Source organism: Methanopyrus kandleri AV19, from assembly GCF_000007185.1.
GTDB classification, from domain to species: Archaea; JAADCQ01; Methanopyri; order Methanopyrales; family Methanopyraceae; genus Methanopyrus; species Methanopyrus kandleri.
Genome location: NC_003551.1, coordinates 963131 through 977558, shown reverse-complemented (window position 1 = coordinate 977558; position 14428 = coordinate 963131). Strand labels below are relative to the sequence as shown.

At 61.5% G+C, this 14428-nt stretch carries 13 protein-coding genes; 2 read left to right on the top strand and 11 right to left on the bottom strand.

What is annotated here, in order from left to right; all coding sequences use genetic code 11:
* Nucleotides 1–21: 21 nt before the first annotated feature.
* The 7 genes from MK_RS09295 to MK_RS05330 are packed head-to-tail and all read right to left on the bottom strand — an operon-like array spanning nucleotide 22 to nucleotide 9653.
* A complete protein-coding gene (locus tag MK_RS09295; protein WP_011019381.1) occupies nucleotides 22–3087 on the bottom strand; it encodes a vacuolar-type H+-ATPase subunit K in 3066 nt (1021 codons plus the stop codon).
* Nucleotides 3088–3101: 14 nt separating this feature from the next.
* On the bottom strand, nucleotides 3102–5072 hold the full coding sequence (locus tag MK_RS05355; protein WP_011019380.1) for a V-type ATP synthase subunit I: 1971 nt from the start codon (nucleotides 5070–5072) through the stop codon (nucleotides 3102–3104).
* A 3-nt stretch (nucleotides 5073–5075) separates the two neighbouring features.
* A complete protein-coding gene (gene ahaH, locus MK_RS05350; protein ID WP_148679669.1) occupies nucleotides 5076–5396 on the bottom strand; it encodes an ATP synthase archaeal subunit H in 321 nt (106 codons plus the stop codon).
* Between the two features lie 5 nt (nucleotides 5397–5401).
* On the bottom strand, nucleotides 5402–6070 hold the full coding sequence (locus MK_RS05345; protein WP_011019379.1) for a potassium channel family protein: 669 nt from the start codon (nucleotides 6068–6070) through the stop codon (nucleotides 5402–5404).
* 45 nt (nucleotides 6071–6115) lie between these two features.
* Nucleotides 6116–7588, bottom strand: coding sequence for a TrkH family potassium uptake protein (locus tag MK_RS05340; protein ID WP_011019378.1), 1473 nt, complete (start codon nucleotides 7586–7588; stop codon nucleotides 6116–6118).
* A gap of 25 nt (nucleotides 7589–7613) precedes the next feature.
* The gene (locus MK_RS05335) at nucleotides 7614–8825 is read right to left on the bottom strand and encodes a preprotein translocase subunit SecD (RefSeq protein WP_011019377.1); all 1212 of its coding nucleotides are present in this window, start codon (nucleotides 8823–8825) and stop codon (nucleotides 7614–7616) included.
* 3 nt (nucleotides 8826–8828) lie between these two features.
* Nucleotides 8829–9653 (bottom strand): preprotein translocase subunit SecF, encoded by an 825-nt coding sequence (locus MK_RS05330; protein WP_011019376.1) that lies wholly within the window; start codon nucleotides 9651–9653, stop codon nucleotides 8829–8831.
* Nucleotides 9654–9671: 18 nt separating this feature from the next.
* Here MK_RS05330 and MK_RS05325 point away from each other — a divergent pair, with 18 nt between their 5' ends.
* On the top strand, nucleotides 9672–9938 hold the full coding sequence (locus MK_RS05325) for a TIGR00304 family membrane protein (RefSeq protein ID WP_011019375.1): 267 nt from the start codon (nucleotides 9672–9674) through the stop codon (nucleotides 9936–9938).
* A 70-nt stretch (nucleotides 9939–10008) separates the two neighbouring features.
* Here the strand turns inward: MK_RS05325 and thsB are convergent, their stop codons facing one another.
* The 3 genes from thsB to MK_RS05310 all read right to left on the bottom strand — a co-directional run bounded on the left by thsB (nucleotide 10009) and on the right by MK_RS05310 (nucleotide 12884).
* On the bottom strand, nucleotides 10009–11646 hold the full coding sequence (gene thsB, locus MK_RS05320) for a thermosome subunit beta (protein ID WP_011019374.1): 1638 nt from the start codon (nucleotides 11644–11646) through the stop codon (nucleotides 10009–10011).
* A gap of 61 nt (nucleotides 11647–11707) precedes the next feature.
* Entirely contained in the window at nucleotides 11708–12685 is a 978-nt protein-coding gene (locus MK_RS05315; protein WP_011019373.1) for a transcriptional regulator, read from the bottom strand.
* A 4-nt stretch (nucleotides 12686–12689) separates the two neighbouring features.
* Entirely contained in the window at nucleotides 12690–12884 is a 195-nt protein-coding gene (locus MK_RS05310) for a hypothetical protein (protein ID WP_011019372.1), read from the bottom strand.
* Between the two features lie 26 nt (nucleotides 12885–12910).
* On the opposite strand from MK_RS05310, the gene MK_RS05305 reads away from it, so the two are divergent.
* Complete coding sequence (locus MK_RS05305) at nucleotides 12911–14212, top strand: tRNA(Ile)(2)-agmatinylcytidine synthase (RefSeq protein WP_011019371.1); 1302 nt, start codon at nucleotides 12911–12913, stop codon at nucleotides 14210–14212.
* A gap of 19 nt (nucleotides 14213–14231) precedes the next feature.
* Here the strand turns inward: MK_RS05305 and MK_RS09095 are convergent, their stop codons facing one another.
* A complete protein-coding gene (locus MK_RS09095; protein WP_158295949.1) occupies nucleotides 14232–14375 on the bottom strand; it encodes a hypothetical protein in 144 nt (47 codons plus the stop codon).
* Between the last annotated feature and the right edge of the window lie 53 nt (nucleotides 14376–14428).

Here is a 14428-nt window from a genome sequence, read left to right as displayed (position 1 = left end):
ACTCAGCTGAGAATATGGTGGTTAAGAGGCCGCGAGGGCGGCGAACACTATCAGGATCGCGGTCAGTAGTCCGTAGATAGCCTGAGTCTCCGGGAGCACCGAGAACACGAGGGACTTTCCGAACACCTGCTCCCGTCTCACCATCGAGGCGGAACCGCGGGCCGCCGTGATACCCTGTCCGATTCCAGATAGTCCCGCGAAACCTACTGCGATTCCGGCGGCGACGGCTGCGAAACCTACGGCCAGGCTCGCCTTGCCGGCGCCTCCGAGTACTCCCGTCAGTGACATGCTCAGGATGGCGATCAGCAGTCCGTAGATGGATCGTGTCTCCGGCAAGATGGACAGGATCAGTGACCTGGCGAACATCTCCGTACGTTCCGCGAGTGCACCGGTACCTCCCGCAGCCGCGATACCCTGACCGATACCCGAGGTACCGGCCACTCCGACGGCGAGACCGGCGCCGATACCGATCAGACCGGCGGCGGCCGCCAAGTGCGCTCCGGCCCCTGTCAGCACCGGTGTCAGCGCCAAGATTCCCGCTAGCAATCCGTAGATGGACTGCGTCTCCGGCAGGATCGAGAACACGATGGACCGACCGAAGTTACCGGGATCTTCGGCGGTCGCCCGAGCTCCCGCGGCCGCGGAGATACCCTGACCGATACCCGAGGTACCGGCCATACCGACGGCGATACCGGCACCGAGGGCCGCGAGTCCCACACCCAAGGCCGGGCTCTTGGAGCCGCCGAGTATACCGGCGAACATCATGATTAGGATGGCGATCAGCAGTCCGTAGATCGCCTGCGTCTCCGGAAACACCGAGAAGAGCAGTGAACGACCGAACATTCCGGGGTCCTTCACCACGTTGCTGATACCCGTGGCGGCCGTAACTCCCTGACCGACTCCCGACAGACCCGCTAAGCCGATGGCCAGACCGGCGCCGAGGGCCGCTAGGCCGACGGCCTCGTTACCGCTGAAGGTACCTCCCATCAGGCCGAGTCCGACCATCACCAGTATCGCCACGAGCAGTCCGTAGATGGATCGCGTCTCCGGCAGGATCGAGAAGATCAGCGAGCGACCGAACGAGCCCGGATCCCGTTTCAACGCTCCGATACCGGCGGCCGCGGCGATACCCTGACCGATACCGGAGAAGCCGGCGATTCCGACGGCCAATCCCGCTCCCAGAGCCGCGAGTCCTGCGCCCACCGGGGAACCGGCCTTCATCGCGAACACCGCTAGCAGGATGCCGATGAGTAATCCATAGATGGACTGAGTCTCCGGCAGGATCGAGAATACCACCGATCTACCGAAGAGCTCCTCCTTCTCCGCGGACGCTCCGACACCGGCGGCCGCGGCGATACCCTGACCGATCGCGGAGCTACCCGCTAATCCGACCGCCAAACCGGCACCGACCGCGGCGAGGCCCGCTCCCAGTCCGATGTTAGCTCCCGCTCCACCCAGTATGCCGGCGAACATCATGATCAGGATCGCGGTCAGTAGTCCGTAGATAGCCTGAGTCTCCGGCAGTACTGAGAAGATGATAGCTCGACCGAAGAAGCCCTCGTTCTTCACTAGGGTGGCGGCACCCGTCGCCGCGGTGAAGCCCTGACCGATTCCCGAAACACCCACGAGACCCACTGCCAGACCGGCTCCGATGAGTGCTAACCCGGCACCGACGGAGCCCGATTTCATCATGAAGAGCGCCAGGATAGCGATCAGCAGTCCGTAAATCGCTCGCGTCTCCGGGAGCACTGAGAGGACCATCCCTCGCACGAAGAGTTCGGCGCGCTCTATCATCGCCCTGATTCCGCTCGCGGCGGCGATACCCTGACCGATACCAGACGTTCCTCCGAAGCCCACGGCGAGACCTGCACCGACGGCGGCCAGTCCTGCGGCCAGTGTCGGCTTTCCGGCACCCAGGAAGAACATCGCCAGGATCGCGGTCAGTAGTCCGTAGATGGCCTGGGTTTCCGGCAACACCGAGAAGACGATCAGCCTACCGAAGAGCTCCTCCTTACGTAAGACCCCCGCGATTCCGCTGGCCGCGGCGATACCCTGACCGATTCCTGAAGTCCCTGCGATTCCGACGGCGAGACCCATTCCTAAAGCCGCGAGTCCGGCCGCGAGACTTAGATCTGGCTTGAGTAGTGAGAACAGCGTTAAAATCGCCACTAGCAGCCCGTAAATGGCCTGAGTCTCCGGCAACACCGAGAAGACGATTGCCCGGCCGAACACTCCTTCCTCCTCGATCAAGGACTTGATTCCGCTGGCTGCGGCGATACCCTGGCCAATACCCGACGTTCCGGCCAGACCTACGGCCAGTCCGGCACCCATCGCCGCCAGACCCGCACCGACTGAAACACTGGTGGGACCTCCCAACAGACCGACGAAGTTAGCGATCAGAATCGCGGTGAGTAGTCCGTAGATGGCCTGGGTTTCCGGCAACACCGAGAAGACGATCAGCCTACCGAAGAGCTCCTCCTTGCGGAGCACGCCGTGAATGCCGCTCGCGGCGGCGATACCCTGACCGATACCAGACGTTCCGGCCAGACCTACGGCCAGTCCGGCACCCATCGCCGCCAGACCCGCTCCCAGTGAGACCTTACCACCGGCTCCACCGAGCAGACCGGAGCCGACCATGATGATGATCGCCACTAGCAGTCCGTAAATGGCCTGAGTCTCCGGTAGTACGGCGTACACGATGGCTCTACCGAAGAGGGCTTCATCCTTGAGTACCGCCCCTATTCCGCTGGCCGCGGCGATACCCTGACCAATACCGGATATACCGGCGAGTCCCACGGCGAGACCCGCACCCAGGGCCGCTAGTGCGGCACCCACGGTAACGGCCTTCGCAGCTCCGAGCAGTCCAATTCCGACCATGATCAGGATCGCGGTGAGTAGTCCGTAGATCGCCTGCGTCTCCGGGAGCACCGAGAACACGATCGCTTTACCGAACGTCGCTTCGTCTTCGGCTACCGCCCCGGCACCGGCGGCCGCGGCGATACCCTGACCAATACCGGAACCCACACCCGCGACGCCGGCCGCCAGACCCGCTCCGATGGCGGCGATCGTGAGTTCGGTACTCACCATCCGGATTTCCCCCCTCAAGCGCGTATTTCTACGTGCTCACCCTTGAGCTCTAGCGGTTCGAACGGCTTTCCGCCTCCTTCGTAGAACTTGCTGAAGAACTCCACGTAGTGCAATCGTAGGCTGTGCACGAAGGCTCCAAGTCCGTTCATTGCCATGTTGAACAAGTGTCCACCGATGAGGATGATCCCCGCGATCACGTACCCCACTACACCGAGTCCCTCGACCATTTTAGCCAGCAGGTTGACCACCAGCGCGATACCGGCGGTTGACAGACATCCGGCTAGCAGTCGTGAGTAGGATAGTATGTCACCCATGAACCCGATGGTGTCCAGGACACCCAGGAGCTTGTGACCGGCCAGTACGAGGACGAAGCCCAGCCCCGCGATGGCGATTCCGGCGTATCCGAGTGGTGTGTAGATTCCGCCCGTCTTGTACGCCACCGCCAGTAGCAGACCGCCGAGGAGGATCAGGAACCAGCACAGGTAGTCGAGCATGAAGGACCTCATGTCACGCTGCTTTCTGAGGGAGACGTACATTCCGAGCATCAATCCGATACCGACATGTAGAACTCCGAAGCCCAGCGCCACGATGAGTATCGTGATCGGGTCCTTCATCGGGTCTACCCACAGCGGTTTGATCCCCAACAGGTTCCCGAAGTAACCGCCGGTGAGTGCACCGAGGATGATCGTAACGATACCCGCGTACAGCAGTATCTCGGAGAATTTCCGGATGCTCTCATCGACCCGCCCCGCTCCCATACGGATCGCTGCTGCCAATGCTGTGAGGATGGCCCCGTAGGCGGCATCTGTCAGGATGAAACCGAAGTATATCGGGAAGAATATCGCCACTATCGGTGTAGGATCGATCTCCGTGGGCTTCGGCAGGGAGAACATCTCCACGAGGGTTTCGAAAGGCTGGATGAACCTCGGGTTACGTAGGCGTACGGGCATGTTCTCGAGGTCCGACGGCTCGTGCACTACTATCTCGCATAGTCCATCGGTAGCCTCCTTCACGACCTCCTTGAACCTGCCGACTTCCTCCTCCGGCACCCAGCCATAGATCAGGTAGGTCCTATCGGTCATGGCGAGCTTGGGTAACACGTCGAACAGCTCGCGCTCGTTCTCCAGAAGCTCCACCCACGCTCGGATCTCCGTACCACGCTCCTCGTAGAATTCCGCGAGTTCATGCTTCGTTCGCTCGAGCTCGTCCTTGACTTCCTCTATCTCCTCAGCCAACTCCTCGCGGACCGACTGAACGGAACCTTCACGATCCTCGAGGACCTCGTTCACTACCTCCTCTTCCATGGCTCCGAGCCTGCGGATTTCGGACTCTATTCCGCTACCCTTCGGGAACGCTATCACGGCTATGGGATCGCCGTCTTCGGTCTCCCCTACCTTCCCCACGTACGCGGGTTCGCCGTCGAGCTCCTGGACTAGATCGTCCCAGGAGTCGGCCCGCACGGTGTAGAGTCGAGCGACCACGCGCGGTCCTTCACCCAGGTGGGAGACGTTGAAGTCCTCTTCCACGTATTCCAGGAAGGAACACGCCTCCTCGAGTCGCTCGAGCTCGTCCTTGAGCTCGTTCAGTCGCTTCAGTTTCTCCCCGGCCTCGGACTCCAGCTCCTCGAGGAACTCGTTCGCGTCCTCTACGATCTCTTCGGTCGGCTTGAGCTCGAACTCCACGGTTTCAGGCCGCTCCGCCTTGAACATGGGTTTCAGTGCATCGAGTAGCCCGGTGGACCGGACTTCCTCGTGGATGCGACGGAGCGATTCCTCGATCCTCGCAAGCCGTGTGAGTACGTCGGTGAGCTTCATCAGTTCCTGAGGTACCTCCGGGCGTTTCACACCGTAGAACTTCTCGACGCCGTGAGCCTCCCAGAAATCCTCGACGTGGAGGCAACCCTCGAGCTGAACCCGCTTGAGTAGGTCCGACACCTTCTCGTCCAGGCAGAACACGAAGACCTCACGCATCGGCTCGATGGCCACTATTCACTCCCCCAGAACTAGCCCGACGACGGCATCGGCGGCTTCATCCAGTCTCTCCTCAGCCTGACTTCGGAGCTCCTCGATCTCCCGCTCACCCTCCTCGCGGACTTTGCGGGCCTCCTCACGGGCTTCCTTCAACGCCTGCTGGAGGATCTTCTCGGCCTCCTCCTCGGCCTCCACGCGGGCCTTCCTGACGATTTCCTCGGCTTCTTTCTCGGCCTCCTCGACGATCTTCTCGGCCTTCTCACGAGCCTCCTCGACCTTGCGCTGCGCCTCGGTTTCGGCGGATCGGATACGGTCTAGAACCTGAGCAACGGACGCCATGTGGGTCACTCCCCTTCGTCGCGGCCTTTGAAGAGTTTCTCGACCTTCTTGAGCTTGTCACGTAGCGCGAGCACGAGGACCCGATCACCCGGGTTTATTTCCATGTCGCCGCGGGGTAGCTCCAGCTCGTCATCCCGATATATGGCCACTATCACGCAGTCGGCCGGGATCTCCGAGATTTTCTTCCCGGATACCAGAGAGTCTTCGGTCACCTCGAACTCCAAGAGCTCGGCCTCGCCGCGCCCGAACATAATCACATCCACGAGATTATGCCTCGTGATCGCCTTCTCTATGAGTTGCGCGGCACTGCGATCGGGGTTTACGACTGCATCCACCCCTAGGCGTCGGAATACGTCCACGAACCGGTCATCAGTCACGCGGGATACGACCCGCTCGACACCGAATTCCTCCTTGGCTATCAGGGACACGGCGAGGTTAACCTCATCCTTATCGGTCACGGCCGCGACGACGTCCGCTGTCTCGATCTCGGCGTCCTGCAACACGTCGAGGTCGGTGGCGTCTCCCTGGACGACCAGGACGTCCAGTTCGGACTGCGCGAGCTCCCTGGCTCTCCTTTTATCCTTTTCTATCACGACGACGTCGTGACCGTGAGCTATCAGCAACTCGGCCAGTATCCTACCGACGCGTCCGCCCCCCACGACCACCACGTACATGCCCCTCACGACCCCCGGAGAACCCCACCCTGGAGGGCGAGGGGATCAGTCCCTACCTTTGACGGCGAGCCTCTTCAGGATCAAGGTCAGCCAGTAGAGGGCCGCTAGGCACGGCAGAACCTCCAGCCTGCCTATCCACATGTGGAAGATAAGCAGGATTTTCACGAACGCCGGCGCGTTGGGCGCCGTGATCCCCGAGGACAGCCCGACGCCGCCCTGTGCCGACGCGACCTCGAACAGGGCGTCGACCAGCGGGTATCCGTACGCCGTGAGCAGCAGCGTGCCTATGAGCAGGAAGAACATGTACGCCGAGGCGATCGCGAACGCGTCGGAGATCTCATCCTCGGAGAGTACCCTACTGCCGATGCGAGGGACGACCACGCCTCGGATAGGTTGAGTCCTACGTGCGATGGCCGCCTTCACGGCCTCCGCCATGATCAGGAAACGCAAGACCTTAATGGCTCCCGCCGTAGAGGCCGTGGATCCTCCGACTATCATGAGGATGGTTATAGCCAGCTTGGCGTACTCGGGGAAGGAGAGAACGTCCGCGTTGGAGAATCCACAGCAGGTGATGGCGGACACCGCCTGGTACCCGTAGTACCGGACGACGTCCCACGCTCGGTCGCCGGATACCGCGCCCGCATACGCGGTGACGGCGGCGGTGAGACCGATCATGGTGAGGAACTGACGATCTTGGAGGTACTGTCGAAGTGCCTTGATGATCCGCTTCGGAAGTTCGGCGGGAGACGTACGGAAGGTCTTGGCCACCCTGTAGTGAGTGACGAAGCTGGTGGCACCGAGCACCATGAGGACGACCGTGATGAGTTCAACGGTCGGTGAGTGCCACGCGGTGACGCTCTCGGACCGCGTGGAGAACCCTCCGGTGGCAACCGCGGTCATGGAGTGGTTCAGCGCGTCGAAGGGATTCATCCCCGCGGCCCACAGGGCTAGGAAACCCACCGCGGTGATCGTGATGTAGATCTTCCACATCTCTTTCGCTGTGTTAACGACGTTCGGTCTGATCCGTTCCTCGCGGGCCTCGGCGACGTACAGAAGGCTCGGTGTTTCGAACCTGAGGATGCTGATAATCGACACGACGATACCCAGGCCTCCTACCCACTGCTCGAGGCTTCTCCAGAACAGGATGGTGCGGTGCGCGTGGTCGATGTCCGGGAGCACGGTGAGACCTGTCGTAGTCCATCCAGACATGCTTTCGAAGTAAGCGTCCAGCCACGACATGTGTTCGCAAAAACGGTAAGGAAGCGACGTGAAGAGTGGGATCACGAGCCAAATTATGGGCACGGCAACTATCGCATGTCTCGGACGAACGTGGCGCTCAACCCTCGCGATCCGCTCGAGGGCGACCCCGCAGACGAGCATGATGAGGGAAGTCAAGAGGAGAGGAGCGATGCAGTCTAATTCCCCGTAAAGTAGCGAAATCGGGAGGGGGAGTAGCGGGAGCACGGCGGCGACCTTCACGACGGTTCCTAGGATACTGCTCACCAGCTTCACGTCCACGATCGGGTCCGTTTCTACCTCCCCCCTACTCCGTTCCGAGTATCTTCTTCAGCAGGTCTGCGTACACCGGTCTGGTGATGACGACACCGTAAAACGCTCCGGCGATGGTCATTATCGCGAACCCCTTCAGGAGGCCCATACCGGCGACGAACAATACCGCCATCGCCGCCGCCAGTGTCGCGAACGACGCCAGTACCACGCTGAAGGCCCGCTTGATCCGTTGACGGAGTGTAACCTCCTCCTTCCTGCGCTCACCGCGGACGATCTCGTCGGTGATCACTATGAGATCGTCCACGCCGCTACCTATCGACAGGATGATTCCCGCCAGTGCGGGCAGGTCGATCGTGAAACCCGTCAGCGAGGCGAGACCTATGAGGAAGACCACCTCGGAGGATCCCGTGAACAGTATCGGACCCGAGATCCTGATGTCCCTGTACCTCAGCGCGATGATTACCGACACCGCCGCGAACGCGATCGCTCCGGCGATCATCGCCATCTTGAGGAAGTTCTGGCCCAGCGTGGCGGACACGGAGTAAACACCTTCCGGAACGAGCTTCGCCGGCAGCTGACCGGAACGCAGGACCGCCATGATCTCCTTGGCTTCACGCTCCGCCTGCTCCTTGGTCTTAGCACCACCTACGATCTCGATCTCCCGCTCCATGTGACCGGACGCCGCGGCCATGGCCAGGTCCTCGGAGATCCGCGGGCTGGACACCTTCTTGTTGTCGAGGTACATGTCGATCGGCTGGCCCGGGGCGTTCTTGGCTACCTCCGCGAACTTGCGGGCGCCTTCCGCCGTCAGCCTGAACGGGACCGACCACTGGTAGCCGCCTTCAACGCGCTCTATCCTCGGAGACTCCACCGACTCTATATCCTGGCCGGTGATGACGGTTTTGCCCTTGTACTTGGCTTCGAAACGTCCCGGCTTAGTGATGAGCTCGACCGCCTCTTTGGGCGGTGTACCTGGAAGCATCACGATGATGTGGTCGCGCCCGACTGGCTGGATCTTGATGCCTTTGAAGCCGAAGGTAGAGAGACGACTCTCGAGTACCGTCACGGTCTGATCCATCTCTTTCTTACTAACCGGGTGATCCGTCTTGGCGATGACCATCGTGCCACCTTTAAGCTCCAGACCTAGGTTCACTCCCTTCACCGCGAGAGACGTCGCTGCTACGATCCACACGGCGGTTATCACGAGTAGTCTCCAGTTCTCTTTCATCCATCCCAGCCCGGACAAAGATCACCTCCCCGCGATCTTCTCGCGGATGACCCAAGCGTTGAAGATCCACGTGTTAAGGACGTCCGCGATTAGCCCGAAGATCACGACGGCGGCGATTTCGAACATGGCTTCCGACATGGATAGCAAGAACAGCGCGCATGCGGCCGCGGTGGTCGTGGCTACCATGGTGATACCCGTCTTAAACGAGTCCGCGATCGCCCGATCGACCCTCCTGACCCTGCGACGCTTCACGGTGTACATGGAGAGGAGTATGTTGCTGTCGACCGCGTAACCTATGATCATAAGGAGGCCCGCGAAGCTCGCCAGGGTCAGCGGTACGCCCGTGAGTGCCATCAGTCCGAGCGCGTCGACGAGGTCCAAGGCCAGCGCTCCCAGCACGGCGGCACTCAGCAGCGGTTTCCGGAATATGGCGAACACGACGATGGAGACCGCGACCAGCGCCAGTGGTACGGCTACTTTGACGCTCTCCCAGAACACGCGGCCCAGTGCCGGTCCGATGGTCTGGACGGACTCGACCTCCCCTCCGACGGCCCGTGCGAGTTTATTCACGTCATCTGCCGACAGATACTTAGGAACCTGCACGATCACGTCGCCTTGGGAGGAACGTATAGCCTCCACGTCGGACACGCCGAGGATCCTCGAAGCCTCGCTAGTTACCGTATCGGGATCCTTCTCCGTTTTCAGGATCACCATGGTACCTCCTTTGAGATCAATGCCCTTTTTGACCCCTAAGGCGAGGGTGGATCCTGCGCAGATCACAGCGAACACCATCGTGAGGATCAGAAGGCGGTTCAAGTTGGAGACGTACTTCTCGAACAACCCCACACTCGCGCCCCCCGAGGGGTGATAGCCCTGCGAGTCGAGGACGTCCTCAAGGCCGGTGTGCTGATAACGTTCGTGGGCATAGTTCTGACAGCACTGGCTATCCTCCTGTTAGCGATCAAGAACGCTTCGGGTAGGGGAGAGTGGGGCGGAGTGATCCTGATCGGTCCCGTGCCGATAGTTGTGGGAAGCTCCCCGAAAATGGCACTGATCGTGGCAGTACTGGCACTGGCGATGATGCTGATTATGTTGTTCCTAATGTGGAGCGCGGCCAAGGGGTTCCGCTGAGCGCGTCCTCGAAAACGTTATGTGATCCAAAACGATTGGTGCGAAGGCATGTTTGTTCGGGAGAGGGGCGTTAGAACTCGCTGCTACCGCCCTCCTCTTCCTCCTCCTCTTCCTCCTTGCTCAGCTCCCTGGCGGCGATGACGTCGTCGATTCGCAGGATCATCTCCGCGGCCTCGGTGGCGCTCGCCAGCGCCTGGGTCTTCACTCGCAGCGGCTCGACGACGCCCTCCTCGAGCATGTCCTTGACGTCACCGTCGTACACGTCGATACCGGCGGTCACCTGACCATCCTCGTGCTTGGCGCGCAGCTGCACCAGCACGTCGATCGGGTCGAGTCCGCTGTTCTCGGCCAGCGTCCTCGGGATGATCTCCAGCGCGTCGGCGAACGCCTCGACCGCGAGCTGCTCGCGGCCCTCCACTCCGTCCGCGAAGTCCCTCAGCTGCCTGGCTACCTCGACCTCCGGAGCACCACCGCCGGCTACCACCTTGCCGTCCTCTAGGGCCGCCGCCACGACTCCGATGGCGTCCTCGATGGCTCGCTCGGCCTCGTCGACCACGTGCTCGGTACCACCGCGGATCAGGATGGTCACGGCCTTCGGGTCCTTGCAACCCTCCACGAAGATCATCTTGTCGCCGGCGACCTTCTTCTCCTCGACGACCTCGGCCTCACCTAGGTCCTCCTCGCTCAGGTCGTCGATGTTCGTCACGATGCGGGCTCCGGTCGCCCTGGCCAGCTTCTGCATGTCGGACTTCTTAACACGCCGTACCGCCAGGATGCCCTTCTTCGCCAGGTAGTGCTGGGCCAAGTCGTCGATACCCTTCTGACAGAAGACCACGTTCGCACCCGTCTCCGCGATCTTGTCGACCATCTCACTCAGCATGCGCTCCTCTTCCTCGATGAAGGCCTGCAGCTGCTCCGGGTCGGTGATCCTGATCTCAGCGTCGGTCTCGGTCTCCTTGACCTCGATCGGGCAGTTCAGCAGGGCGATCTTGGCGTTCTCCACGCGGCGCGGCATACCCGGGTGCACTCGCTCCTTGTCGATCACCATGCCCTTGACCAGCTCGGTGTCCTCGAGCCCGCCACCCTCCTTCTTCTCCAGCTTGATGTGGTCCGTGTCGATGACGATCTCTCCGTCCTCCTCCTCGGCGACCTGCTTGACGGCCTTCACGACCAGCTCGGCCAAGTAGTCTCGGGCCTTCTCCACGCCCTTACCGGTCATCGCGGTCTTGGCGATCTTCTTGAGCGTCTCCTCGTCATCCGGGTCGATCTCTTCGGCGATCTCCTCAAGGATCTCCTCGGCCTTTTCGACGGCCATTCGGTAACCGCGTGCGATCACGGTCGGGTGGATGTCCTGCTGCAGTAGATCCTCGGCCTTGTGCAGCAGCTCACCCGCGAGCACGACGGCCGTGGTCGTACCGTCACCGACCTCGTCCTCCTGCGTCTTGGCGACCTCCACGACCATCTTAGCGGCCGGGTGCTCGATGTCCATCTCCTCCAGGATGGTTACACCGTCGTTGGTCACCACGACGTCGCCCATCTCGTCGACCAGCATCTTGTCCATGCCCATCGGACCTAGAGTGGTCCTGACTGTCTCGGCTACCACACGCGCGGCCATGATGTTCATCCGCTGAGCGTCTCGACCGACGAACCGCTGGTAACCTTCCGGCAGGATCAGAACCTGCCTCCCATCACCTGCTAGCATCGCCATACGCGGACTCCCCCGTTTCCGGCTTCTTTTCGTCCATCCGCATACCGATGAGCACTTATATTTAAACCTTTCTCTCGTCGGTGATCCCCATCCTGCGCAGGAACTCTCGTATCACCGACTCACGGATCCCGGTGCGTTGCGCTATCTCCCTCGGGGACGTTATGCCGGCCTCCTCAACGAGCCGTCTCACACGCTCCTCCGGATCGCGCTCTTGGAGGTACTCCTTGAGGTCCTCGAGGTCCTTGATCTCCTCGAGGGTCCCGATGTCGATCGTGGGCACGTACGTGTCTTTGCAACGCTCTCGAGTCACGATCACACCCATCGACCCCGTAGCACTGGCCACATCCCTGAGAGCTATGGACTCCCGGTCTCCCCCCTCCTCCGCCCGTGCCAGCACGGTCTCGCCGTCCTTAGCCAGGAGCTTGAAGGGGGCCCTGCGAACCTTCCCCGTACGTTCGGCACCCATCCGTTCCAAGAGCTCCGCTACACGGCGCTCGAACCGCGTCATTCGGTCGCGTCCGGTGTCCACGTGTTCCGGGGTCTTGAGCTCCACCGGTACCCCCTCGACGTCGGCCTCCTCGGCCCGTGCTAGTGTGATCCTACCGCCCTCACGCCGGAGCTGGCGACGGCGCACCCTAGATACGTCCAGTTCATCCACCTCGTCGGCACGGATCACGACGTACTGTCCTCCCCGGTCCGCCACGGCCTTCGGCGGCTCCCCCTCCACGAGCCGGGCGAACGTCAGCGGGTCGAGCACGGGGACTTCGTACCGATGGTAGACCACGCCTTTCTCCAGCGGGCCGGTGTGGCGTTTAAGCGCCACGACCACCGGTACGGCCTCCAAGAAGTGCGAAATGCGTCTGAGCTCCTCGGCTACCTCCCGGCGCAGCCCGTCGGCGTTGATCAACACTTTTACTATGTAAGCGCGACCATCGCGGGTACGCACGAAGATGTCGAAGCAAGCCCTTTCGATGCGGACGACTTCGTGGCCTCCGGCCCTCAAAGCCTCCTCGAGGTCCGCACAGAGCTCGGCCCGCACCCCGTCACCCCCCGACTATCGCGATGGACACTAGTACCGACGTTGGACCCCCGATCACTATGATCAAGAAGCCTAACCTGCGCAAGTGCTCGTCGTCCTTCATCGACGCCGTGAGAATGAAGTAAATCCCGACGGCGCCCACCAAGAAAGGCAGGAGGTGGGCGACGGCCGACGCCAATATCTTCTGACCGACGACCACATGATCACCCCCGGGTGGAACGTTCGATGGATTGGGTGGCACTCGATGACACCGACTCACCCGCCGGGGGATGTACCACCCACGCGGCCGTCTTACTCCGTGCGGAGCTGGCGGAAGCCGGTGCGGAACCCGTCGGTCGCCCGCTGTTAGTTCGATTGAATCCGAACGTGCCGTTCAAGACTAGGGGTAACGCGGCGGTCGCCCTGCCGGTGGAAGCACCGTGGAGCGTCGACATCGAAGCGGTGGTGCTACGTGCACTTAAGAAGGTAGTCCGGAAGGGTTACCCGGAGACCCGGCCGGGTCTGGTGGTCTGCGAAGGTGAGCCGCCGAGGGTCTGCGAATCCGTCTACGAGGAGGCGGTACGGCGCATTTTAAACCCCGGGAGGGTGAAAGAGAGCGTCGACGACGACGTCAACGTGGTCCTAGAAGGTCGCGGTATCGTCGGTGCCGTTGCGGCCCTGGGCTTCGCCCGCGTCCGGAAGGACCACGAGGTCACGTTCGAGGGGATCGCGTACCGTGCCGAGAAGTACTGGGGAACGGAGCGGCGTGTGGAGGAAAGTTCGATCAGAGAGTTCGACCGTAGGACGTTCCCCGTAACGTTCGATAATCTGGATAGTAGGGACGGCGACGTGCTCATAACGCCCAACACGCCATGTCCCGTCCTCTACGGAGTGAGATCCGTGGAACCGGACGTCCTAGAGGTCGCTCCGGATATGATCAAGACGCGAGAGCCGGTGGTGGAGTACGAGATCTTCGAATCGAACCAAGCGACGGATGCGCACCTCGTCCGCGTGGATCGGTTGGCGGACGCCGAGGACTACTCCAACCCCGTCCTAGACCTCACGGTCGTTGAAGAGCCTAGGCGAATACCGGGAGGTCACGTCGTGGTGAGGTGTGAGGACGAGGAGGGCGTCAGGGTAGATATCGCCGCGTTTCGTCCGGCCCGACCGCTCACCGAAGTCGTGGCGGCACTACATCCCGGCGATGAAATCCGTGTGGCGGGTGCGCTGAGACCGGAGACTCCGAAACACCCCCGCACGGTGAACGTGGAAAAGCTCCGTGTGCTGAGACTGGAGCGCGTGGAAGAGGTCCGCAATCCCGTGTGCGGACGGTGTCGGAGGTCGATGAAGTCGGCAGGACGGAAAAAAGGGTTCAAGTGCAGTTGTGGGGAACGGGCTCCGGAGGACTCGAAGATCGGAGTAGAGGTACCTCGAGAGCTGGTCGAAGGAGTGACGTACGAGGCACCTCCCGTAGCCCGGAGACACCTATCGAAACCTGAGTATTTAGTGGAGTTAGGACTGCTCGAGCCTTCACCGCTGAGTCGCTGAGTCGCGGCTACCGTGAGTACTAAATCCCCAATCCCTTAGCACGTCTCTTGCGCTTCGGTGGTACTATCTCCTTAGGAACTTCTGCCAGCCAGTGCTTGGATCGGAGGACGTCCGTCACGAGCTCGTCTACGCCCGGGGGCTTCCTCCTGTCCTCGCGGGTCATGGTTCCAACCCCCCAAAGATGACGAGCGGACCCGACCGAGGTTACCCCGATGA